The sequence below is a fragment of the Rhizomicrobium sp. genome (genome assembly GCA_037200385.1).
Taxonomy (GTDB): Bacteria; Pseudomonadota; Alphaproteobacteria; order Micropepsales; family Micropepsaceae; genus Rhizomicrobium.
Genome location: JBBCGL010000001.1, coordinates 3562926 through 3585860, shown reverse-complemented (window position 1 = coordinate 3585860; position 22935 = coordinate 3562926). Strand labels below are relative to the sequence as shown.

Sequence of the window (22935 nt, the reverse complement as noted above, 5' to 3'; positions counted from 1 at the left end):
ACCACGGGGGAGGAAAAAACAAGCCCGCCATCACAGCACCGTCTCCGCGCCATAGGCGATGTAGGCGAGGTGGACGCTTTCGTGGATCTGCTCGCATTGCCGCGTGATGTCGGCGAGGAAGGGCACGAGCTGGCCGGCCATCAGCTCCTCGATCTGGCCGAAATCGACCGTCGCCTTGAGCCTGCCCGCGAGGCGCTCGACCCCGGCGCGGCGGGCCGGCGGGGCGGCGGCCGCGACCTTGCCCAGCGCGTCGACGATGCGGTCGACCGCGAAGCGCAGCGAGTGCGGGAATTCGGCGTCGAACACCAGGAACTCGGCGATCTTCTCGGGCCGGATCTGCGCCGTGTAGGCGCGGCTATAGGGCTCGAAGGCGGTGCAGAATTTGAGCAGCACCAGCCAGTCGAAATATTTCGGCGGCTGCGAGCCGGGGGTGGCGCGGAAATGCATGTCGAGCAGGCGGCTGACGAGCTGGGCGCGCTCGATATGGCGGCCGAGCTGGATGAAATGCCAGCCCTCATTGTGGCTGAGCGTCGAATAGACGACGCCTTCCAGGGTGTGGAAGTCCTCCAGCGCCTCGCGGAAGACGCGGGCGGGATGATGGCCCCAGACCGCGTCGGTCGTCACCGGCTGGAGCCGCAGATAGAGCTTGTTGAGATGCTCCCACACTTCGGTGGTGAGATGCTCGCGCACCTGGCGGGCGTTGTCCCGCGCAAGGCGCAGCGAGGCGACCAGCGAGGACGGGTTCACGCGGTTGAAAGCGAGCGCCTGGGTGATGACATAGGCGTCGTGCGCCTTGGGCGCGAACTCCTCGGCCGAGAGCGCCTCGACGACGCGGTGCCAGGCGGCGTCGGCGTCCTCTCTGCTCTGCTCGACCATGGATTCGAGCTTCACCGCGACGACGCGCGCGGTGTGCTCGCCGCGCTCGATATAGCGCGCCATCCAGTAGAGCGAGTCGGCGACGCGGCTCAGCATGCTCGCACGCGTGAACTGAAATAGAGGTTGTCATGGCCCGCGAATGCGGGCCACCCAGGTGAAAGCGGCACGGCATACGTAGGTTGGGGGCGCACACAACCTTGCACCGACGGTGCAGACGTCACCTGGGTGGCCCGCATTCGCGGGCCATGACAACCGTGGAGGGGCGGAGAGCGGAGCCTCATTCGCTCAGCACCCAGGTGTCCTTCGAGCCGCCGCCCTGGGAGGAGTTCACCACCAGGCTGCCGCGCTTGAGCGCGACGCGGGTCAGCGCGCCGGGCACGATCGTGGTGTGCTCGCCATGCAGGATGAACGGCCGCAGATCGACATGGCGCGGCTCGACCCCGCCATCGACGAAGGTCGGCGCGGTCGAGAGCTGGATCGTGGGCTGGGCGATGTAGTTGTCGGGGTCGGCTTTCACCTTCTCGCCGAAGGCGTCGCGCTCCGCCTTGGTGGCGTGCGGGCCGACCAGCATGCCGTAGCCGCCGCTCTCCCCCACCGCCTTCACCACCAGCTTGTCGAGATTGGCGAGGACGTGGTGCAGCGACTTCTCCTCGCGGCACAGATAGGTCTCGACATTGTCGAGGACCGGCTCTTCGGAGAGGTAATAGCGGATCAGGCGCGGGACATAGGCGTAGACCGCCTTGTCGTCGGCGACGCCGGTGCCAAGGGCATTGGCGACGACGACATTGCCGGCGCGATAGGCGTTGAACAGGCCGGGCACGCCGAGCGAGGAATCCTCGCGGAAGATCAGGGGATCGACGAAATCGTCGTCGATGCGGCGGTAGATCACGTCGATCCGCTTGAGGCCCGAGGTGGTGCGGGCATAGACGACATTGTCGTTGACCAGCAGGTCGCGGCCTTCGACCAGCTCGACGCCCATCTGGCGGGCGAGGAAGGCATGCTCGAAATAGGCGGAGTTGAAGACCCCGGGCGTCAGGACCGCGATCGAGACGTCCTCATGGAACGGCGCGAGGCTGCGCAGGGTCGCCAGCAGCTCGTTGGGATAGTGCTCGATCTGGCGCACGCCCATGGAGCGGAACACCGCCGGGAAGGCGCGGCGCACCACGTCGCGGTTGGCGAGCATGTAGGAGACGCCGGAGGGAACGCGCAGATTGTCCTCCAGCACGACGAAATCGCCGGCCTCGTTGCGCACGAGATCGCTGCCGCAGACATTGACATAGGCGCCGTGCGGCACGGGCAGGCCGCGCATCTCGCGGCGGTAATGCTTGGAGCCGTAGATCATCGAGCGCGGGATCACGCCGTCCTTCAGCACGCGCGCATCGCCATAGATGTCGCGCAGGAAGAGGTTGAGGACGCGGATGCGCTGCTCGAGGCCGCGCTCGATGCGCGACCATTCCTGGGCGGTGACGATGCGCGGCAGCAGATCGGTCGGGATGATCCGCTCGGTCGCCTGGTTGTCGTTGTAGACGGTGAAGGTGATGCCCTGGTGCAGAAAGGACAATTCACAGGCCTGTTGGCGGCGCAGCAGCTCGCCGGCCGGCAGCGTGGTCAGGCGGCCGTCGAGCGCGGCATAGTGCGGCCGCACCGTGCCGTCGGCGAAGAACATCTCGTCATAGGCCTTGCCCAGCGCGTATTGCTCGTAGGGCGCATCGCGGCCGGGGACGCAGGTTCGGGTGGGCTGATGCTGGTCAGGCCCCCCGAAATCTTCCGTATGCGCCAGCGCGTCATGCTGCATCGCGAAATGTGACGAAATTTCAGGGCATTCCGTCAAGCAATCCTTTTCGGGCGACGCGGCGGGGGTGCGGTCAAATGCGCGCAGGCGGCAGATTCAGCCCAGGACGGCTTCGATCAGGCGCGGCCCGGTCTGCGTCATCGCCGCCGCGAACTGGCTTTCGAAATCGCGGATATTGCTGGCGCGCGACGCTTCCACGCCCATGCCGCTCGCCAGCTTCGTCCAGTCGAGGTCCGGCCGGTGCAGGTCGAGCATCGAAAGCGCCTTGGGCCCCGGATTGCCCGCGCCGACCCGGGCGAGCTCGATATTGAGGATCGCATAGGAGCGGTTGGCGAAGATCACCGTCGTGACGTCGAGATTCTCGCGCGCTTGGGTCCACAGCGCCTGCAGCGTGTACATCGCGCCGCCATCGCCATGGACGCAGACGACCTTGGTGCCCGGCGCGGCGACGGCGGCGCCGGTCGCGACCGGCAGGCCCTGCCCGATCGAGCCGCCCATCAGGCTGAGCTGGTCGTGCGGCGCGGCGGTGACGGTGGCGAGTGCGATGCCCGCGCCCGAGGTCGCCGCTTCGTCGGAGAGGATGGCGCCTTCGGGCAGATGGCGGGCGATGACCTGGCCGATCGAGTATTGATCGAATTTGTCGGCGATGCCCTCCGGACGTTTCAGCGCCGCGACGCCGGCGGGCGCCTTGGGCGCGCCCAGCACGTCGGCAAGGACTTCGAGCGCCTGCGTTCCGTCCTCATGGGCCTGCGCGAGATAGTGGATCGCGCAACCCTCCGGCAGGCCCCAGCTCGGCTTGCCGGGATAGGCGAAGAACGACACGGGCGGCTTGGCGCCGACCAGGATGAGCTGCTCGGTGTCCTGGAAGAACTCGACGATCTGTTCGGCGAAGTATGGAATGCGCGCCAGCGCTACGCGGCCGGCGCCGCGCTGGATGCGGGCGGTGAAGGTATCGCAGGCGAGACGCGCGCCGGTCTCGGCGGCGATGCGGCCGGCGGCGGCGAGACCGCGTTCCTTCAGCGCAGCGCCGCGGACCAGCACGGTCGTCCGCTTGCCGTTGCGCAGCGCCAGCGCGGCGCGCGTGACGGCGTCGTCGCCGACGGGCGATGGCGCGGGACGCGGCAGTGCGGGCGCCGCGCCTTCCGCCTCGTTCCATGCCGTGTCGGCCGGCAGGATCAGCGTCGCGACCTGGCCCGGCGGCTCGAGCGCCGCCCGCACGGCACGCGCGCCATCGGCGGCGACGGTCAATGCGCTCGGCGAGGAATGCACCCAGGCCGAGACCGGCCGCGCGAAGCCCGCGATGTCGGAGGTGAGCGGCGCGTCGTATTGCGCGTGATAGGTCGCGTGGTCGCCCACGACGTTGACGATCGGCGTCGCGGCGCGGCGGGCATTGTGCAGATTGGCGAGGCCGTTCGCGAGGCCCGGTCCCAGATGCAGCAGGGTGCAGGCCGGCTTCTCCGCCATGCGGCCATAGCCATCCGCCATCCCCGTGACGGCGCCTTCGAACAGACCGAGGATCGCGCGCATGCCGTCGACCCGGTCCAGCGCGGCGACGAAATGCATCTCGGAGGTGCCGGGATTGGAGAAACAGACCTCGACGCCCGACGCCACCAGCGTGCGCACCAGGCTTTCCGCCCCATTCATGCTCGTTCTCCCCGGAAGTCCGGACGTTTTCCGCCTTTTCCGCGGTCGAGGCCAGCCCCGACGATACTCCCTATAATTCCCTATTGTGGTGTTTCATTGGGAAGTATAGAGAGCAATATATGGCACAAGACCTCTACACCGTCGACGAAGTGGCACGCCTCCTTGGCCTGCACGTGAAAACCATCCGCAACTTCGTGCGGGACGGCCGCCTCAAGGCCGTGCGGATCGGCAAGTCCTATCGCATCGCGCGCGCGGACCTCGAGACGCTGACCGGGGCCGCCTTGCGCACCCCCGCACCGGTGCGGCGGCACCGCCATGTCGAGGTCGGATGCGTCGTGGACATCGACGCGGTCGACAAGGACACCGCCTATCGCCTCACCACCGTCCTGACCGCATCGGCACAGGGCCGCCCCGCCGGCGACGCGCCGTTGCGGATCGACACGATCTATGACGAGGAGCGGGCGCGGCTGAAGGTGATCGTGAACGGCAGCATCGACAGCACGCGCGTCGTGTTGGCATCGATCAAGGCGCTGGCGGAGCCGTGACGCTGACGATCTGGAAGACGTCGCAAGGCGCGGCCGAAGTCGAGGCCCGCTATCGCGCCATCCTGCAGCATTGGCCGCAGCCCAACCGGCAGGTCACCGTGCCGACGCGCGAAGGCGATACGTTCGTGGTGTCCTGCGGACCCGAGGACGCGCCGCCGCTGGTGCTGCTGCATGGCTCGGCGTCGAACGCCTTCATGTGGATGGGCGATGCGGCGCTGTGGTCGCGGCATTTCCGCGTCCATGCGGTCGACATCATCGGCGAGCCGGGCCTGTCGGCGCCGTCGCGGCCGACGCTGGCGAGCGGTGCCTATCCGGGATGGCTCGATGATGTGCTCGCCGGGCTGGCGATCGAGACGACCGCGCTGGTCGGTTTGTCGCTGGGCGGCTGGCTGGCGCTCGACTATGCGACGCGGCGGCCCGAGCGCGTGCGCGCGCTCGTCGTCCTGTGCCCCGGCGGCGTGGGCCGGCACAGGAATGTGCTGCTGTGGGCACTGCCGCTGCTGCTGCTCGGGCCGTGGGGACGGCGCAAGGTGAGCGCGATCATCGCGGGGCCGAAGGCGCCGGACGCGCCGCAGATGCCGGCCGCGGTGCGCGACTTCCTCGATCTCATCTACAAGAATTTCCGCGTGCGCCGCGAGCGGCTTCCGGTGATCGGCGATGACGCGCTGCGACGCCTCGCCATGCCGGTGCTGGCGATCCTCGGCGGCAAGGATGCGATGATCGACAGCGCGGGGACCCGGCGGCGGCTGGAGCAGGCGGTGCCCCATGTACAAATCCGCTGGCTGGAAGAGCAGGGGCATTTCCTGCGCGGGCAGGCGGCAGCCATTCTCGATTTCCTCCAGTGCCGGGGACTGACGCGGGCAAAAGGGTGATCGCTCGCGATTCCATTTGAACGGCAACCGCTTTAGAATCTGTTGTGATCCGTTTGAATCACGACTGTCATCCCGGCCAAGCGATGCGTCGGCATCGCGCCGCGCCGGGACCCATTGCGCAAGCGTCTCGATGGGTCCCGGCTCTCCCCCGGCTCAAGGCCGGGGTCGGCCGGGATGACATTTTTCTTAAGATCGATCGCAACTTGTTCTAATCGGATGGAAGGCCACCGGTCTTCCCTGGTCGCCGATTGAGCCGACAAATATCGGGGCGCGGAGAACGCATCATGGATCGGGATGAAATCGAATCCGTTTTCCCGGCGGCGGCCGGCAAGTTGGGTTTCATGAGCAGCGGCATTCCCATCCGTCCCGCCCGCGACGACGAATTCGATGCGGTCGCGCGCGTCTGGATCGCCAGTCATGAGACGACCGGGCTGGGGGGCGCGGACTTCGACATGTTGCGCGCGCGCATCCCGCGCGAGATCGAGAATGGCTGGCAGCTCTACGTCGCAGACGATGGCGGCGCGATCGCGGCCATGCTGGCGTTCCGGACGCGCGACAATTACCTCGACCAGATCTTCGTCGCGCCCGGCCATCAGCATCGCGGGATCGGCAAGATGCTTCTGGCGTTCGTCCGCACCCATCTGCCGGACGAGATCCTGTTGCGGGCCGACACCCGCAACCATCGCGCGATCGCCTGGTACGAGCGCGAGGGCTTCGTGCGCGAGGACGAGGTGATGCAGGACGGCTGGGACGCGCCGCGGGTCTATTACCGCTGGCGGCGCGCCGGATAGGATCCCTACTGGATAATCCCGAGTGTCATGGCCCGCGAATGCGGGCCACCCAGGTGAAACCCTGAGAAATTCGGCAATGCTTTCTCAGGCGTCACAAGATAATCGGCATTTTGCAGAACCCGGCTGGGTGGCCCGCAGTCGCGGGCCATGACAAGTTGTTGATGAGGCTGCCCCCAATTGAGTCCACGCCCTAATCCGGCATGTCGTCGCGGAATTCGTGCGCCGGATAGACGCCCAGCACGCTGAGCTTCGAGGTGAAGAAGGCCAGTTCCTCCAGCGCGCGCTTGACCGCCGGATCGTCGGGATGGCCCTGGATGTCGGCATAGAACTGCGTCGCGTTGAACGAGCCGCCGAGCTGGTAGCTTTCCAGCTTGGTCATGTTCACGCCATTGGTCGCGAAGCCGCCCAGCGCCTTGTAGAGCGCGGCGGGCAGGTTGCGGACGCGGAAGACGAAGGTGGTGACGATCCGGCGCCCGTCATTGGGCGCATCGTCGGGCGCGCGCGACATGATGAGGAAGCGGGTGTGGTTGTGATGCGCATCCTCGACATCGGGTTTGAGGATCTCGAGGCCGTAGAGTTCGCCCGCCATCTTCGAGGCGATCGCGGCGCGCGCCGGATCCTTGAGTTCCGCGATGTATTTGGCCGAGCCGGCGGTGTCGTGCCAGTTCTCGGCCTTCAGCTTCAGGTCGCGGATGACCTTGAGGCATTGCGCCAGCGCCGGGCCCTGGCTGTAGACGCTTTTGAGGCCCGCGAGCGTCGCCCCCTTGATGCCCAGAAGCTGGTGGCGAATGCGCAGGAAGTGCTCGCCCACGATATGCAGGCCGGCCTCGGGCAGCAGGTGATGGATGTCCGCGATGCGGCCCATCAGGGAATTCTCGACCGGGATGATGCACAGGTCGGTCTCGCCGCGCTTCACCGCCTCCACCGCCTGGTCGAAGGTCGGATAGGGAATGTATTGCGCGTGCGGCAGCGCCTCGCGGGCCGCGAGATTGGCGTAGGCGCCGGGCTCGCCCTGGAAGGCGACGCGCCGGGCATCGTGAATTGCCGAACCACTCATGACGATGCCTTCACTCCCAATACGCGCCGCGCTTTTTCGAGGTCGGCGGGAGTATCGACGCTGAGCGGAACGCTGTCCACGCGCGCCACTGCAATGCTCATGCGCGCCTCGAGCGCACGCAGCTGCTCGAGCTTCTCGCGCGTCTCGAGCGGCGACGGCGGCAGCGCGACAAAACGCGCGAGCGCGGCGCGCGTGTAGGCATAGATGCCGATGTGATGGAACAGCGCGCCGTCGCCCGATGGCGCGCGCGCCCGGGTGAAGTAGAGCGCATGGCCGCGCGCGCCGTCCCAGGCCACGACGGGTTTCACCACGGCGGGATTGTCGTAGTCGGCGGGATCGTCGATCTGCGCCGCCAGGGTGGCGATGTCGGCGCCGCTCGCCGCCAGCGCGTCCGCGACGGCGCGCACATAGGCCGGATCGAGCGCCGGCAGATCGCCCTGCAGGTTGACGACCACGTCATGCGCGCCTTGCGGATCGGCCTTCTGAAGCGCCTGGAAGATGCGGTCCGAACCGGAGGGCAGATCCGGGTCGGTGAGCACCGCCCGGCCACCCGCAGCCTCGACCGCCGCGACGATCTCGGCTTCGGCCGCGGCGACGAGCACCGGCCCGATGCCCGCCGCCACGGCCTGCTGCCAGACGCGCACGATCATCGGACGGCCCGCGATATCGGCCAGCGGCTTGCCGGGCAGCCTCGTCGAGGCCATGCGGGCGGGGATAAGCACGATCGGTTTCATCGAAACCCTTGAATTCCTTGGACTCCGCGACGCTTCGCCGCAATGACGGTTCCCAGCCCATGGGTAATGTCGCCCGGCATTTCTGCCAGCTTAAGCGGAGCGTGACCTTATGGATTCCTGGGAGTGGAACAAGATCGCCGGAGCGGTCCTGGGCACGCTGATCCTCATCCTTGCCATCAAGTTCGGGACCGAGGCGCTGTTCGAGCCGGAGAAGCCCGCCAAGGAGGCCTATCACGTCGAGGGCGTGACCGAGACGGCTTCGGCCGGCGGCGCCGCGGCCGGACCGGCGGTGGAAGCGCTGCCCGATTTCGGCACCGTCTTGCCCAAGGCGGACGTCGCGGCGGGCAAGGCGATCTCGACCCGCTGCGAGCAGTGCCACGACCTGTCGAAGGGCGGCCCCAACAAGGTCGGCCCCAATCTGTGGGACCTGATCGGCCGGCCGCGCGCGACGCATCCGGGCTTCGACTATTCCAGCGCGATGAGCGCCGACCACAATCCGTGGACCTATGACAAGCTGTTCAAGTTCATCAAGTCGCCGCAGGGCGAGGTGCCGGGCACCAAGATGACCTTCGCCGGCCTGCGCAGCCCGGACGACCGCATCAACCTGCTGGCCTATCTGCGCACGCAGGAAGACACGCCGGCCCCGATCCCCGCGCCGGCTCCCGCCGCGGCACCGGCCAAACCGGACGCGACGAAGAAGTAGCGGCGCCGACTGCGGTTGTGGGCTTGCACCCACGGCGCAAACGCGTGAGCGTCCCGGCATGAGTGCGCAACCGTCGATCCTCCTGCTCGTGCCGCCCGGCTGGGGCGGGCTGTGGCAGCAGCCGCTGGCGGACGGCGGAACCACGGTCTACGCCCATGGCGTCGACGCCTATGATCCGGCGCAGATCGATTATGCGGTGAGCTTCCGGCCGCCGCCGGGCCTTCTCAAATCGCTGCCCGGGCTCAAGGCCGTGTTCTCGCTGGGCGCAGGCGTCGACGGCTTCCTGCTCGATCCGGACTTTCCCAGGCAGATCCCGCTGATCCGCTTCGTCGACGATTCGCTGTCGGGCGAGATGGCGCAGTTCGCGGTGCTGCATGTCCTGATGCAGCACCGCACGGTTGCATTCTTCGCCGCGGCCCAGGCCGAGGGCGCATGGCGGCAGCGCATGCTGCCGCGCGCGACGGCGCAGACGCGGGTCGGCATCCTCGGACTTGGGGAAATCGGCACAACCTGCGCCGAGCGGCTGCGCGACCTGGGCTTCGCCGTCAGCGGCTGGAGCCGCACGCGCAAGCGCGTCGACGGCGTGAAGAGCTTCGCGGGCATGGAGGAACTCGACGCGTTCCTCGCAGGCTGCGATTTCGTGATCTGCGTGCTGCCGCTGACGCCGGAGACGCGGCACATCCTGAATGCGGCGGCCTTCGCCAAGCTGCCCAAGGGCGCCTATGTCATCAACATCGCGCGCGGCGGACATGTGAACGAGCCCGACCTGATCGCGGCGCTGGACAGCGGCCATCTCTCCGGCGCGACGCTGGACGTGTTCGAGACCGAGCCGCTGCCGCAGAACAATCCGATCTGGAAGCATCCCAGGATCGTCGCCACGCCGCACATCGCGGCGATCACCTCGCCGCTGCATGCCGTGCGTTCGATCCTCCGCGGCATCGCGGACATGGAACGCGGCGAGGCGCCGAAAAACGTCGTCGACCTGAGCCGCGGGTATTAATTCCCCGCGAGATGCCGTTTAGTGTCGCCCCGCAGCCGACGGAGCCCGATGATGAGAGTTGTCACGCGGACGAGGGCTTACGACGCCCTGTTCGAAGAGTTTTTCGACATCTACAAGCGACGCCCCATCACCAGCAATGCGGGCGGCATGCTGCTTCCCCACATGTTCGCGACCTGGGTCTTCATCCGCGAGAGCGAGCCGGAGGTCGTTCTCGAAAGCGGCATCTGGCGCGGGCAGTCGACCTGGCTGATCGAGCAGGCGACGAATGCCGACATCATTTCGGTCGATCTCGAACTGGGGAACCGCGCCTACATCTCCAAGCGTGCTAAATATGTCGACATCGATTTCTCGCATCTCGACCTCAGCGCCCTGCCCAAGACGAAGACCGTCCTGTTCTTCGACGACCATGTGAACGCGTTCGAGCGGCTGATGCAGGGCCGCGCCTGGGGCTTCGCGAATTTCATCTTCGAGGACAACTATCCCCCGGGACAGGGCGACATCCCCTCGCTCAAGCAGATGCAACAGGCCGCCTATGACGCCTATGGCGCGAGCCGCGTCGCAAAAACCCGGAACTGGCGCGATGCGGTGAAGCGCAACCTGCGGCCGCTGGTGGCGAAATGGGATTATCGCGCGGAACGCTACGATCCCGCGATGCTGCAAAGCGCGCTGGCCGCGCTCGACTACGACTATGAGGAATTCCCGCCGCTGAAGACCTTCCCGGACACGCGCTGGGGTACGGATTGGCGCGCCACCTATGGCGATGTGCAAGCCTGCCTGGATCCGGCCAAGCTCAGCCCCGAGGCCGCCGCCCTGGTCGACCGCGAAGGCCGCGGCTATACGTCGATCTGCAGCGTGCGCCTGCCGCAGGTTCCCTGATCGTCGCGAGTCCGGCGGCAGCCGCCGTTTCGAACGCGCTCTATAGCCGCCGGATCGCCGTCACCGGCCCGGGCGCGATGCGCGCGACGGCATCGGCCAGCGGCTCGATCTCCACCTGCATGTGGAAGGCGTTGGCATGGATGAGACGGCTTTCGTCCAGCATGATGCCGACATGGCCGTCCCAGAAGACGAGATCGCCGCGCCGGCGCTTGGGATCGGGGCAGTCCAGGCCGAGCGCTCTTTCCTGCTGGTCGGTGTCGCGCGGCGCGGCGATGCCGGCGGTGGCGAGGGCGAGCTGCACGAGGCCGGAGCAGTCGATCCCCGCATGCGTCTTGCCGCCCCAGACATAGGGCGCGCCGACGAACCGCTCGGCCGTGGCGACCCAGTCGCCGACCCGCTGCTCCAGCGGCGCAAGATGCCCGGCGAAGACATAGCCGTCCGGCGCGATCCGCACGAACCCCTTGACGCGGTCCTGGACCTTGACCCGCGCGCCGAGCGGGAGGAGGTCACGCGAGGGCTGCTTGACGTCCGGCCCGGCCAGCACCGGCGTCGCGATCGCGGTCACGCGATGATCCGGCACGAAGGGCTCGTGGCACGCGATGGTGTGGATGTAGCCGACATAGCCGTCGGACGCCGCCTGGCCCCAGGCCCAACCGTCCTTGCGCGCGAACACCATGAAGACCTCGCCGAAGAGGAGCTCGTTGTCCTGCACGGCGTCCTGCGAGGGCGCGTGGCGCAGCGCGACACGGCCGCGCGCGATGGTCTGCGTTTCGCCGCCGGCCACGACGGCCCCGTCCTTCATCGGCGTGGTGCGCGGATCGCTCATTTGCCGTAGCGGGCGCTGATCAGCGAATAGAGCGCGCGCGCGGCGGTCGCTTCCGCCCCGGTGCGGCGGCCGGGGCGGGGGCGGTCGACCCAGGCGGCGATGTCGAGATGCACCCAGCTCTTCGCCTTCTCCACGAAGCGGCCCAGGAAGAGCGCGGCGGTGATCGCGCCGGCATAGCCGTAATTCGGATTGTTGTTGAGGTCGGCGACGGTGGAGCTCAGCACCGGCTCATAGCCGCGCCACAGCGGCAGGCGCCACATCGGATCGTTGACCCGGGCGCTGTGCGTCATCAGCTCGGCCGCGAGGGCCTCATCGTCGGTGAAGAAGGGCGGCAGCTCGAAACCCGTCGCGGTGCGGGCGGCGCCGGTGAGGGTGGCGATGTCGATGAGAAGATCGGGTGCGTCCGCGTCGGCCTCGGTCAGAGCGTCGGCCAGGACGAGACGGCCTTCTGCGTCGGTGTTGCCGATCTCCACCGTGAGGCCCTTGCGCGAGGGAAAAACGTCGCTGGGCCGAAAGGCGGAGCCGGACACCGAATTCTCCACCGCCGGGACGAGGACGCGCAGGCGCACATCGAGCTTCGCGTCCATGATCATGCCGGCGAGACCGAGCACCGTGGCGGCGCCGCCCATGTCCTTCTTCATCGCGAGCATGCCCGAAGCGGATTTGAGGTCGTAGCCGCCCGTATCGAAGCAAACGCCCTTGCCGACCAGCGTGACCTTGGGCGCGTTCGCGCGGCCCCAGATGAAGCTCGCCAGGCGCGGACTGCGCTCCGAGCCTTTGCCCACGGCATGGATCAGCGGATAATTCTGCTTGAGAAGCGCGTCGCCGGTGACGACGGCGAATTTCGCGCCATGCGTCCTGGCGAGCGCGCGCGCCGCATCGGCCAGTTCCGCCGGTCCCATATCGTTGGGCGGCGTATTGATCAGGTCGCGAGCGAGAAAGACGCCGGCCGCGATGCGCGAGACCTCTTCGCCATCGACGCCGCCGGGCAGCACGAGCTTGGCGGCCAGCGCCTTGCCTTTCTTGTAGCGGGTGAACTGATACGTGCCGAGCACCCAGGCGAGCGCGCCATTCGCTTCGCCGACGTCGCCGGGAATGTCCGCGAAGCGGTAGGTTCCGGCCGGAAGCTGCTCCGAGAAGGTCGCGAGCGCCAGGATATCGCTGTTCTTGCCCAGGCCGAGCACGGCACTGCCGATCTTGCCCGCGGCATCGACGATCAGCCTGAGTTCACCCTCGCCGGCCTTGAAAGCGGTGGCTTTGAGAATGGCCGCCTCGCGCTTGTCGCGCCGCGCCAGGAAGCGCTCGAGGTCGGCGACCGCGACGGCATGGAGCGGGATTGCGTTTCGCGCAGCCTTGACCAGGCTGGAATGCATCGCGGGGCGCCTTTCGGTTCGTGTGGGGATGGAATAGGACGGGCGGGAAGTCGACGCAATCTCGCACAGGTGGAGAACCGCCTATGGCCGCACGCTACACGCTGATCGTCGGGACCAAGGACTGGTCGAGCTGGAGCCTTCGGCCCTTCCTGGCGTTGCACGCGACGCGGGCGCCTTTCGTCGAGATCGTGGTGACGTTGCGCCGGCAGCCGCTGACCGGCGACGAGATCAAGCGCTATTCCAAGGCGGGCCGCGTGCCGGTGCTCAAGATCGAGCAGGATGGACGCGAGGTCACGGTGTGGGACAGCCTCGCGATCTGCGAGACCCTGGCCGAGCGGCATCCGGAGGCCAAGCTGTGGCCGGACGATCCCTTTGCGCGGGCCGAGGCGCGATCCTATGCGGCGGAGATGCATTCGGGCTTTCCCGATCTGCGCGACCAGCTCTCGATGGATTTCGCGCGGCGTCATCCCTTGCCGGAGCTGCGCGACGCGACGAAGGCGCAGGTCGCGCGCGTCATCGAGGCGTGGTCGTCGGCCCTGGAGCGCTTCGGCGCGGAGGGCGGGTTCCTGTTCGGCGGATTTTCGATCGCCGACTGCATGTATGCGCCGGTGGTGTCGCGCTTCGCGACCTATGGCGTCACGGTGCCGCCCGCGGTGCAGGACTACATCGCGCGCGTGATGGCGTTGCCCGCGATGCGCGAATGGGGCGATGCGGCGCAGAAGGAAGTCGACACGGGCGCCGCCTAGATCTTCCCGGCCTTGGTGTTCGGCTTCGGCAGGCGCCCCGCTTCGCGGTAGAAGCGCAGCGCGCCGGGATGCAGCGGCGCGGGAAGATCGCGCGCCGCGGTGTCGAGCCGGATCTGGCCGGTGGCGCGGACGCCCTCGTCCAGCGCGCCGCGGTTGCCCGGCGCGAACAGCGCCTTGGCGATGCCGTAGACCAAAGCCTCCGGCTGCGCGGCGTTGACGATCCACAAGGCGCGCAGACCGACCGTCTGCACCGCGGGTGCGCCGCGATAGGTACCGGCAGGGATGACGGCCGGCGACAGGCTGGGCACGGCCTTGATCAGCTTGTCGCGGCCCTTGCCGTCGATCGGCACCAGCCGCGCGACACCGCGGGCGATGAGGTCGTCGACCAGGCCGACCGGACGGCCGCCGACGAAGAAGAACGCATCGAGCTGGCCCTGCTGCATCAGCTGGGCATCGACATCGGCGGCGTCGTGGCGCGCCTTGATCCGCCATTCGGCGATGCCATAGGCCGCGAGGACGGCGCGGGCCGTCACGCCGGTGCCCGAGCCGTCGGCACCCAGCGAGACCCGCTTGCCCTTGAGGTCGCCGACGCCCGCGATCTTTGCCTTGCGCGCGACCAGAAGGTGGACGTCTTCGGGGAACAGATCGGCGATCACGCGGATGGACGACTGCCTGCCCGCCTTGCGGAAGGCGCCCTGGCCGGCGACGGCTTGCGCGACCACATCGCCCTGGGCGAGCCCGGACTCGGCCCGGCCGGCATTGACCGCGAGGACATTGGCGACCGCACCCTCCGATGTGCGCGCGGTGATGATGAGCCCCGGCGGACCACAGACGCTGTCCCCCTCGCAACGGTCGACGCCGGGCGGGTGGCTGAGCAGGCCCGCGATGAGCTGGCCGACCGGGAAATAGGTGCCGCCGGTCGAACCGGTCAAAATCTGGAACGCGATGCGCTGGGAGAGCGCCTCGGCCGGCGTGAAATAGACGGCAAGCAGCAGCGCGCCGAGGACCGGGAGGGCCAAAGCGGCTACCGCGATCCCTGTCGTCCGGCGCAACCTCATGACGCGAGAATCCAGCCCATCATTGCGTCAGCAATTGGACGCCCCTGCGAAGGAAAGAAGTTCCAGCCTGCCCCAAACGCGACTTCGGCCAACCGCTGCAGGCCTTTATCTCGTTATGGCGCAATATGCTTAAGGGTTTGTTGAGGGGGATGCGGCCATGCTGCGGCGGAGCGTTTTCGTCCGGCAAGAGGAATCATCGATGCGTCGTTTGGCTCTCCAGATCGCGGGATTGGCGCTGGGCACGGCCCTGCTCGGCGGCTGCGGCATGATGGGTGGCGACAGCACGGCGGCCGCCCCCGCCAGCACGCACAGCAGCGACGATGCGGCCCCGATCCCGCTCGACATGGCCGCAGCGGTTCGCCAGGCGCAGATGCTGCGCACCAAGGGCGACCTCGACGGTGCGACCAGGGTCCTGAGCCAGCTCATGCTGATGCAGCCGGACGATCCGCGCGTGGTCGGCGAATACGGCAAGCTCCTCGTGCAGAAGGGCCAGACCGCCGATGCGGTGCAGTTCCTGCAGCGCGCCATCCAGCTGCAGCCGAACGACTGGACGCTCTATTCGGCGCTGGGCGTCGCCTATGACAAGCAGAGCGATCCGGCGAATGCCAAGCTCGCCTATGAGCACGCCCTGGCGATGAAGCCGGGCGAGGGCGCGGTGCTGAACAATTATGCGATGTCGCGGATGCTGGCCGGCGATACGGTCGGGGCGCGCACGCTGCTGATGCAGGCCCAGGCGAGCGGCGCGAGCGATCCCAAGATCGCCGCCAACATCGCCCTTCTCGACCGCATGGCACCGTCCCTCGCCGGCGCGCCCACGGCATCCGGTTTTGCGACGGCCGCGCCGCGCAGCCCCGTGGTCGCGAGCACGCTGCTGTCGCCGCCGGCCCAGGGCGCACCCCGCGCGCTCGGCCGCAGCGGCGGCGCCGATGTCGTGATGCAGGCCGTGCCCTTCGATCCCAAGGCCGGGCCGGTCGGGCGCGAAGCCCGGACGGTGAAAGGCAAGCCCGCCAAGCTCGCGAAGGCCGGCCATCCGGCCAAGCGGCTCGCCGCCGACGGCGCGACGCCCAAACCCGCGAAAGCGGCAAAGACCAGCGCACCGGTCAAGGACCATATCCCGGCGCTGCGCATGACGGCCGACGCCAGCAAGCCCTGAAGGCTTCGCCGAAGCACCGTCCGGCGCGAAGACCGGCTTCAATGGTGCATGTGCATGATCTTCATGATCGCGGGGCCGAGGATCACCACGAACAGGCAGGGCAGGAAGAATACGATCATCGGGACCGTGAGCTTGGCAGGCAGGGACGCCGCCTTCTTCTCGGCTTCCGACATGCGCAGCTCGCGATTTTCCTGCGCCGCGACGCGCAGCGCCTGGCCCATCGGCGTGCCGTAGCGCTCCGCCTGGTTCAGCGCGGTGGCGACCGATTTGACGCCGGAATGGCCGCAGCGCGCCGCAAGGTTCTCGAAGGCCATGCGGCGGTCGGGAAGATAGGAGAGCTCGGCGGTCGTCAGGCCGAACTCCTCGGCCAGCTCGGTCGACTGCACCCCGATCTCGGAGGCGACGCGCTGGAATGCCGCTTCCACCGACATGCCGGATTCGACGCAGATCAGCAGCAGATCGAGCGCATCGGGAAAGGCCCGCATGATCGACTGCTGGCGGCGCGAGATCGCGTTGCTCAGGAACAGATCCGGCAGATAGAAGCCGAGCAGCGCCATGCCGACGCTGACCGTGACCTTCATGGTCGACGTCCAGTGGAAATGGGCGATGACGAACAGATAGAACAGCGCGAAGGCGAACACGGCGAAGGGCATGATGAAACGGAAGAACATGAAGGTCACGATCGGGCCCTGGCCGCGATAGCCGGCGCGCGCCAGCTTCTCGCGCGAGTCCTCGGATTCGAGCAGATTGCCTAGCTTGAAGCGGTCCAGCGTGGTCTTCATGTAGCCGACCGGCGCGCTGCGCAGCGCGCCGCGCTTGGCGGTCAGGGCGGCGAGATGCTTGGCGCGCAATTCCTCGCGCCGCGCCGCCACGGCCTTCAGGCGCTGGCCGAGACCGTCGCGGTTGGCGAGCGGCAGGCCCAGCGTCACGATGGTCGCGAAGGCGAAGATCGCCGCCGCCAGCGTGGCGAGGAAGGTCTTGTCGAACAGGATGTCGAGGATCCCGACACTGGACATGGCGCGTCCCCTAGGATTTGAAGTTGATCATCTTGCGCATCACGAAGATCCCGAGCCCCATCCAGACGGCGCAGCCCGCCAGCATCAGGTTGCCGGCCTTCTCGGTGAACAGCAGCTTGATGTAGTCGGGCGTGGTGACATAGACGATGCCCATCACGCCCGGCGGCAGCGAACCGATGATGCCGGCGGACGCCTTGGCCTCGGACGACATCGCCCGGATCTTGCCGACCAGGCGCTTGCGGTCGCGCAGGACCGCCGAGAGATTGCCGAGCGCCTCCGACAGGTTGCCGCCCGATTTCTGCTGGATGGTCATGACGATGCCGAAGAAGCTGACCTCCGGCGTCGGCATGCTTTCGAACATCTTCTTCACGCCCTGCTCGAGCGTGACGCCGACCTTGAGGCTTTCGCACAGCCGGGCGAACTCGCCGCCGCAGGGATCGGGAACCTCGCGGGCGACGATGCGCAGCGCTTCGTTGGTCGGCAGGCCGGAGCGGACGCTGCGCACGATGACGTCGATGGCGTTGGCGAATTCGTTGGTGAAGGCTTTTTCCCGCCGCGCCTTCAGGAAGCTGAGCACCCAGCGCGGCAGGCCGAGCCCGAAGGTCAGCGCGGCGCCCAGGTCGACATAGATCGTCTGCCCCGAGATGAAGCAGAAGAACAGCGCCAGCAAGGCCGAAACGCCCGAGGCGATCCAGAAATTGCGGTTCGAGACGTTGGGCAGGCCGGCCTGGTCCAGGCGCTGGCGCAGCGTGATCTTCTTCTTCGTTTCCGCCTGCTTGCTCTCGATCTCCTTGAGCAGGGCCTGGACGTTCTTGCGTTTCAGCGCCGCGGTATCCGGGGTCTTTCCGCCGCGCGCCTGGGCCTGGGGCTTGGCGATCGCGCTCACGCGCTTGGCGGAGCCGTTGCCGCCGCTGAACGCGTAGACCGCGCCGCCCAGCGCCAGCATCGTGAACATCGCGGCGAGCACGAAGAGCATCTATCGCCTCACGCCTGCAACGCGTCGAGCGCCTCGGCCAGCTCGCGTTCCAGATTGTAATACCGAGCCCGTTCCCAGAAATTGGGCCGCACGATGCCGGTGCCCATATGCTTGCCCTTGAGCCGGCCGGTCTCGTCCTCGCCGGAGATCTCGTAGGTCATCAGGTCCTGGGTGATCACGACCTCGCCTTCGGTGCCGACCACCTCGGTGATCTTCGTGATGCGGCGCGAGCCGTCGCGCAGGCGCTCGGCCTGGAGGATCACGTCGATCGAGCCGACGATCATCTCGCGGATGGTCTTGGTGGGCAGCGAGAAGCCGCCCATGGTGATCATGGATTCGAGGCGCGACATCGCCTCGCGCGGGGTGTTGGCGTGCAGCGTGCCCATCGAGCCGTCATGGCCGGTGTTCATCGCCTGCAGCAGGTCGAAGGCCTCGGGTCCGCGCACCTCGCCCACGATGATCCGCTCGGGACGCATGCGCAGGCAGTTGCGCACCAGGTCGCGCATCGAGATCATGCCCTGGCCTTCGAGGTTGGGCGGGCGGGTTTCGAGACGCACGACATGTGGCTGCTGCAATTGCAGTTCGGCGGCGTCCTCGCAGGTGATGACGCGCTCGTCCGCCTCGATATAGCCGGTCATGCAGTTCAGCAGCGTGGTCTTGCCCGAGCCCGTGCCGCCGGAGATCAGCACGTTGCAGCGGCAGCGTCCGATGACGCCCAGCACGCGCGCCCCGGCCGGCGAGATGGAGCCGAACTTGACGAGATCGTCGAGGGTGAGCTTGTCCTTCTTGAACTTTCGGATGGTGAGCGTCGGACCGTCGAGCGCCAGCGGCGGCGCGATCACGTTGACGCGGGAACCGTCCAGCAGGCGCGCGTCGCAGATCGGCGAGCTCTCGTCGACGCGGCGGCCGACCTGGCTGACGATGCGCTGGCAGATGTTCATCAGCTGCGCATTGTCGCGGAAGCGGATATTGGTGAGCTGCACCTTGCCGGCGACTTCGATGAAGACGCGGTTGGCGCCGTTGACCATGATGTCGGAGATGTCGTCGCGCGCCAGCAGCGGCTCGAGCGGACCGTAGCCCAGGACGTCGTTGCAGATGTCCTGGAGCAGGTGTTCCTGCTCCGCGATGGACATCACCACGGCCTTGATCGAGATGATCTCGTTGACGATGTCGCGGATTTCCTCGCGGGCCGAATCCGGATCGAGCTGCGCCAGCTGGGCGAGGTCGATCGTGTCGATCAGGGCCGAGAAGATCGTCGTCTTGATCTGGTAATAGTCTTCGGAGCGCGTGTCGGCGAGGACGCGCGCGGCCTGCGCCTTGGGCGTCGGCGTGACCAGGAGCGGGGCGCTGCGCTGCGGCGCCGACTGCGCGCCTTCGGCCTTGGGCGGCGCGGCGCCGGCGAGCGGCGGCGGCGGCGCCGGCATGGCCGGGCGCGGAGCAGCGTCAGTCGTCGCGTTGCGCTTGCCGAACATCAATTATGCTCTCTTCTTTCCCTTCAGGAACGACAGGAAAGGCGGGGTCTTCTGCTGCGCCTGCGGGACGCGGCCCGTGCAGAGCTCGGCGAGGCGGCGGATGCCGGCGGCGGTCGGAGACTTGGGCGCGAGCTCGTTGATCATCTGGCCGTTGTTGTGGGCCTGGCCGAACAGCGCAGGCTCGAACGGCAGGACCAGCGCCGGCTCGATACCGATGGTCTCCGCGAAATCCTTGACCGGAATCTCGGGACGCTTGGCGACGCCGGTCTGGTTCAGCACCAGGCGCGGCGGCGTGTCGTTGGGGCGGCTGGCGCGCAGCAGCTCGACGAGGTTCTTGGCGTTGCGCAGCGAGGCGAGATCGGGCGTCGCCACGATCACGATGTCGTCGGAGCCGATCAGCGTCGTCTTGACCCAGGGCGCCCACAGATGCGGCAGGTCGACGATCACGCAGGGCGTGGACTGGCGCACGGCATCGAGCACGGATTCGTAGGCGTCGGCCGGCGCCTCGTATTCCCGGTCGATCAGCGCCGAGGTCGCGAAGATCGAAAGATGATCGCCGCGCTTCACCAGCAGGCGATCGAGCAGAACGTCGTCCAGGCGTTCGGGCGCGGAGAGCGCGTCGGCGACGCCCTGGCTCGGCTCGTCGTTGAAGTCCAGCCCCGTCGTCCCGAACGGCAGGTCGAGATCGACGATCGTCGTGTTGATGGCGAGCTCTTCGGCGATGCACCAGCCGACATTGTGCGCGAGCGTCGAGGCGCCCGTGCCGCCGCGCGAGCCGACGAAGGTGATGACGCGGCCGATCGGCGCGGCATCGGGATCGAGATAGAGGCCGGAGATGACCTCGATCAGGTGCAGCGGGTTGAGCGGCGCGACGAGATATTCGCTGGCGCCGCGCCGCATCAGCTCGCGGTAGAGCTCGACGTCGTTGACCCGGCCGACGACGATCACCTTGGTCGTCGGATCGCAGACCTCGGCAAGGCGGTCCAGCTCCTCGAGCGCGGCCTGGCCGTTGAGGCGGGTCTCGACGATGAGGAGGTTGGGCGTCACCTGGCCGACGAAATGCTCGACCGCGGCGTTGATGCCGCCGAGCTGCACGTTCAGATGCGCCTTGGCGAGGCGGCGGTCGGCGCCGGCGCGCTGCAGCGCGGCGCCGGTGTCGGGAAACTCGACGAAGGCGGCGATGGAGATGCGCGGCACGGGACGCTCGTGCGGCGCGGCGCCGAACGCTTCTTCCTCTTCGGGCTCGTTGGACTTCGCCATGATCGCCTCTATTGCTTGTCGACGTCGGCGATGGCGCCGGACTGTTCGGCGTTCTTCTCGGCGCCGGTCGGCTTGCCGTTCTTGTAGTTGTCGTAGACCGTGGCGCGGCGTGGCGCGTCGCCCGAGCCCATCGGCTGCGGCGTCACCAGATCGCGCGGATCGGCAACCTGGGCGGCGATGTTGTGCTGCACGGCACAACCGAGATTGGGATAGGAGCGGTTCGAGGCGGTGTCGGCCATGTTGGTCGACCAGTCGCCGCAGGGCGCGGTCGACGCCTCGTAGCTGATATAGCCGAGCTCGACCTTGCCGTCGGGCATCGCGCGGGTGCCGACCAGGATGCGCTCGCGCGGCACGCCGGCGGCGGCGAGGCGCTCGCCGAAATAGGCGATGGTCGCCGACGCATCGCGGCCGGCCGGCGCCGAGATCGAAATCGCGCCATTGCCGTGCTGGATGTAGTCGGCGACGAAAGCATCGAAGAGCTGGGCGTCGTCCGGCATCAGGCCGGCATCGGGCGCCGAGAAGGGCAGCTTGATCGCGCGATAGCTGGGCTGCACCTGGATGGGATGGTTGACGACCGGATCGTCCATCAGGCCGTTCCCGTCATTGACGGGCGCGGCGCAGCTTCCGGCCGCGAGCACGGCGAGCAGCGAGGCCGCCTTGAGGAAATCTTTCGCGCTGGGGTTCATCGGCATGATCCTCGACTCTACTGAACGATGAAGCCGACGCCGCTCGACGGCGTCGGCGCGGCACCCGCCGGCTTGTTGTCGTGGATGGCGTTGAGATGGCCGAGCAGCAGCGTCTCCGGATCGGCCGGCGTGACGAAGCCGTCGGTCGGCGACGAAAGATTGGCGGCGGTCGTGGGCGTCACCAGATAGGCGCTCACGATCACGACCAGTTCGGATTCGTCGTTCTCGTAGTCGCGGCTGCGGAACAGCGCGCCCAGGATCGGCACGTCCTTCACGCCGGGCATCGCCTCGATCACCTGCTTGGACGCATGCTGCATCAGGCCGGCGATGGCGAAGCTGCCGCCGGACGGCACTTCCACCGTCGTCGAGGTGCGGCGCACCGACAGCGCGGGAATGGTGAGGCCGGCCGCCGCGCCCGAACCCTGCAGCGTGAAGGAGCCGGTGTTGGTGAGCTCGCTCACCTCCGTCGATATCTGCAGCGAAATGCGGCCGCCGCTGAGGACCACCGGCGTGAAGGACAGGCCGATGCCGAACTGCTTGAACTCGACCTGCACATTGCCCTGCTGGTCGCGGCCCGACGGCACGGGGAACTCGCCGCCCGAAAGGAACTTGGCGGTCTCGCCGGAGACGGCGGTCAGGTTCGGCTCGGCCAGCGTGTGCACCAGGCCGACGGATTCGAGCGCATGCAGCGTGCCCTGCAGGTTGTTGGGTCCCAGCGTGCAGGGGCCGGCGAGCGGATTGGTGCCGCCGGAGCAGACCTGGCCGAACTGGCCGCCGGACAGATCGTTGAGAGCACGGCCGACCAGGCCGAATTGCTGCGCCGAGGAGGCCGCGATCGGCACGCCGGCGACGATCGCGGCGGACGCCAGATCGATGCCGAACTGCTTGGCGACGTTGCGCTGCATCTCGGCGACGCGGACGCGGATCATCACCTGCTCGCTGGCGGCGACCTTCAGCATGTTCACGACCTTGGCCGGATCGCCCGCGAAGCGCGCCGCGAGATCCTGGGCGCGGGCCGCCTCCTGGGCGCTCGCGACCGTGCCGGTGAGGACGACATTGTCGTTCATCGCCGAGACCTTGACGTTGGATTTGGGCATGTCGGCGTGGATCATGCTGCCCAGATCCGTCACGTCCTTCTCGACGCGGATGTCGATGGACGCGAGCTGGTGGCCGGCGGCATCGAAGAAGAAGGCATTGGTCTGGCCGGTCTTGAGCGCCAGAAGGAAGATGCGGCGCGGGGTCCGCACGACTGCGTCGACGATGTCGGGACTTGAGACGAGCACGTCGCGCGCATCCGCATCGAGCTGGACGACGATGGCCTTGTTGAGCGCCAGCGTCACGCGCTGCGTGACGGTTCCGCCCTTGGTCGAGACCGCAATGACATGCGCGCCGGCGTCGGCGCCGCGCGGCGGCGTCGCGCCGGCGCTTGCGACATAGCCGAGCGCAGCAAGCGCGGCGGCGATAAGGACCTTGCGCATG

General features: G+C 67.8%; 22 protein-coding genes. 8 read left to right on the top strand and 14 right to left on the bottom strand.

The window, feature by feature from the left end; all coding sequences use genetic code 11:
• Nucleotides 1-30: 30 nt before the first annotated feature.
• From WDM91_17165 to WDM91_17155, 3 genes are all read right to left on the bottom strand, one after another.
• Nucleotides 31-972, bottom strand: coding sequence for an alpha-E domain-containing protein (locus WDM91_17165; GenBank protein MEI9996331.1), 942 nt, complete (start codon nucleotides 970-972; stop codon nucleotides 31-33).
• 181 nt (nucleotides 973-1153) lie between these two features.
• Nucleotides 1154-2671 carry a circularly permuted type 2 ATP-grasp protein gene (locus WDM91_17160; GenBank protein ID MEI9996330.1) on the bottom strand — a complete coding sequence of 506 codons (1518 nt, stop codon included), beginning with the start codon at nucleotides 2669-2671 and terminating at the stop codon, nucleotides 1154-1156.
• A 93-nt stretch (nucleotides 2672-2764) separates the two neighbouring features.
• Complete coding sequence (locus WDM91_17155; GenBank protein MEI9996329.1) at nucleotides 2765-4312, bottom strand: acetolactate synthase large subunit; 1548 nt, start codon at nucleotides 4310-4312, stop codon at nucleotides 2765-2767.
• Nucleotides 4313-4431: 119 nt separating this feature from the next.
• Between WDM91_17155 and WDM91_17150 the strand changes: the two genes are divergently transcribed.
• The 3 genes from WDM91_17150 to WDM91_17140 all read left to right on the top strand — a co-directional run bounded on the left by WDM91_17150 (nucleotide 4432) and on the right by WDM91_17140 (nucleotide 6520).
• Nucleotides 4432-4857: a helix-turn-helix domain-containing protein gene (locus WDM91_17150; protein MEI9996328.1), complete on the top strand. Its 426-nt coding sequence runs from the start codon at nucleotides 4432-4434 to the stop codon at nucleotides 4855-4857.
• Nucleotides 4854-5729, top strand: a complete 876-nt coding sequence (locus WDM91_17145) for an alpha/beta fold hydrolase (protein MEI9996327.1) — start codon at nucleotides 4854-4856, stop codon at nucleotides 5727-5729. Before WDM91_17150 ends, WDM91_17145 begins: the two co-directional genes overlap by 4 nt.
• A 284-nt stretch (nucleotides 5730-6013) precedes the next feature.
• Entirely contained in the window at nucleotides 6014-6520 is a 507-nt protein-coding gene (locus tag WDM91_17140) for a GNAT family N-acetyltransferase (GenBank protein MEI9996326.1), read from the top strand.
• 190 nt (nucleotides 6521-6710) lie between these two features.
• On the opposite strand, the gene WDM91_17135 is transcribed toward WDM91_17140, so the two are convergent.
• Together WDM91_17135 and WDM91_17130 are read right to left on the bottom strand one after the other, a co-directional pair.
• Nucleotides 6711-7577: a prephenate dehydratase gene (locus tag WDM91_17135; protein ID MEI9996325.1), complete on the bottom strand. Its 867-nt coding sequence runs from the start codon at nucleotides 7575-7577 to the stop codon at nucleotides 6711-6713.
• A complete protein-coding gene (locus tag WDM91_17130) occupies nucleotides 7574-8311 on the bottom strand; it encodes a 3-deoxy-manno-octulosonate cytidylyltransferase (GenBank protein MEI9996324.1) in 738 nt (245 codons plus the stop codon). Before WDM91_17130 ends, WDM91_17135 begins: the two co-directional genes overlap by 4 nt.
• A 109-nt stretch (nucleotides 8312-8420) precedes the next feature.
• Here WDM91_17130 and WDM91_17125 point away from each other — a divergent pair, with 109 nt between their 5' ends.
• The 3 genes from WDM91_17125 to WDM91_17115 are packed head-to-tail and all read left to right on the top strand — an operon-like array spanning nucleotide 8421 to nucleotide 10890.
• On the top strand, nucleotides 8421-9014 hold the full coding sequence (locus WDM91_17125; protein ID MEI9996323.1) for a cytochrome c family protein: 594 nt from the start codon (nucleotides 8421-8423) through the stop codon (nucleotides 9012-9014).
• A gap of 58 nt (nucleotides 9015-9072) precedes the next feature.
• Nucleotides 9073-10014, top strand: a complete 942-nt coding sequence (locus tag WDM91_17120) for a glyoxylate/hydroxypyruvate reductase A (GenBank protein ID MEI9996322.1) — start codon at nucleotides 9073-9075, stop codon at nucleotides 10012-10014.
• A gap of 51 nt (nucleotides 10015-10065) precedes the next feature.
• A complete protein-coding gene (locus WDM91_17115; protein ID MEI9996321.1) occupies nucleotides 10066-10890 on the top strand; it encodes a hypothetical protein in 825 nt (274 codons plus the stop codon).
• Nucleotides 10891-10930: 40 nt separating this feature from the next.
• Here WDM91_17115 and WDM91_17110 read toward each other — a convergent pair whose 3' ends face one another.
• Together WDM91_17110 and WDM91_17105 are read right to left on the bottom strand one after the other, a co-directional pair.
• Nucleotides 10931-11716, bottom strand: coding sequence for a C40 family peptidase (locus WDM91_17110; protein MEI9996320.1), 786 nt, complete (start codon nucleotides 11714-11716; stop codon nucleotides 10931-10933).
• Nucleotides 11713-13089, bottom strand: coding sequence for a leucyl aminopeptidase family protein (locus WDM91_17105; protein MEI9996319.1), 1377 nt, complete (start codon nucleotides 13087-13089; stop codon nucleotides 11713-11715). The genes WDM91_17110 and WDM91_17105 overlap by 4 nt, the downstream gene beginning before the upstream one ends.
• Before the next feature lie 83 nt (nucleotides 13090-13172).
• On the opposite strand from WDM91_17105, the gene WDM91_17100 reads away from it, so the two are divergent.
• Nucleotides 13173-13835 (top strand): glutathione S-transferase, encoded by a 663-nt coding sequence (locus WDM91_17100; GenBank protein ID MEI9996318.1) that lies wholly within the window; start codon nucleotides 13173-13175, stop codon nucleotides 13833-13835.
• Here WDM91_17100 and WDM91_17095 read toward each other — a convergent pair.
• Entirely contained in the window at nucleotides 13832-14854 is a 1023-nt protein-coding gene (locus WDM91_17095; protein MEI9996317.1) for a TAXI family TRAP transporter solute-binding subunit, read from the bottom strand. The two genes, WDM91_17100 and WDM91_17095, sit on opposite strands and share 4 nt — an antisense overlap.
• Nucleotides 14855-15092: 238 nt before the next feature.
• On the opposite strand from WDM91_17095, the gene WDM91_17090 reads away from it, so the two are divergent.
• Entirely contained in the window at nucleotides 15093-16046 is a 954-nt protein-coding gene (locus tag WDM91_17090; protein MEI9996316.1) for a tetratricopeptide repeat protein, read from the top strand.
• A 38-nt stretch (nucleotides 16047-16084) separates the two neighbouring features.
• Here WDM91_17090 and WDM91_17085 read toward each other — a convergent pair whose 3' ends face one another.
• From WDM91_17085 to WDM91_17060, 6 genes are read right to left on the bottom strand one after another with little or no spacing between them, the layout of a single operon-like run.
• Nucleotides 16085-17062: a type II secretion system F family protein gene (locus WDM91_17085; GenBank protein MEI9996315.1), complete on the bottom strand. Its 978-nt coding sequence runs from the start codon at nucleotides 17060-17062 to the stop codon at nucleotides 16085-16087.
• A 10-nt stretch (nucleotides 17063-17072) separates the two neighbouring features.
• Entirely contained in the window at nucleotides 17073-18038 is a 966-nt protein-coding gene (locus WDM91_17080; GenBank protein ID MEI9996314.1) for a type II secretion system F family protein, read from the bottom strand.
• A gap of 8 nt (nucleotides 18039-18046) precedes the next feature.
• Complete coding sequence (locus tag WDM91_17075) at nucleotides 18047-19510, bottom strand: CpaF family protein (GenBank protein ID MEI9996313.1); 1464 nt, start codon at nucleotides 19508-19510, stop codon at nucleotides 18047-18049.
• 3 nt (nucleotides 19511-19513) lie between these two features.
• Complete coding sequence (locus WDM91_17070) at nucleotides 19514-20770, bottom strand: pilus assembly protein CpaE (GenBank protein MEI9996312.1); 1257 nt, start codon at nucleotides 20768-20770, stop codon at nucleotides 19514-19516.
• A gap of 8 nt (nucleotides 20771-20778) precedes the next feature.
• Complete coding sequence (locus tag WDM91_17065) at nucleotides 20779-21456, bottom strand: CpaD family pilus assembly protein (protein MEI9996311.1); 678 nt, start codon at nucleotides 21454-21456, stop codon at nucleotides 20779-20781.
• Between the two features lie 17 nt (nucleotides 21457-21473).
• The gene (locus WDM91_17060; protein MEI9996310.1) at nucleotides 21474-22934 is read right to left on the bottom strand and encodes a type II and III secretion system protein family protein; all 1461 of its coding nucleotides are present in this window, start codon (nucleotides 22932-22934) and stop codon (nucleotides 21474-21476) included.
• Nucleotide 22935: the final 1 nt, after the last annotated feature.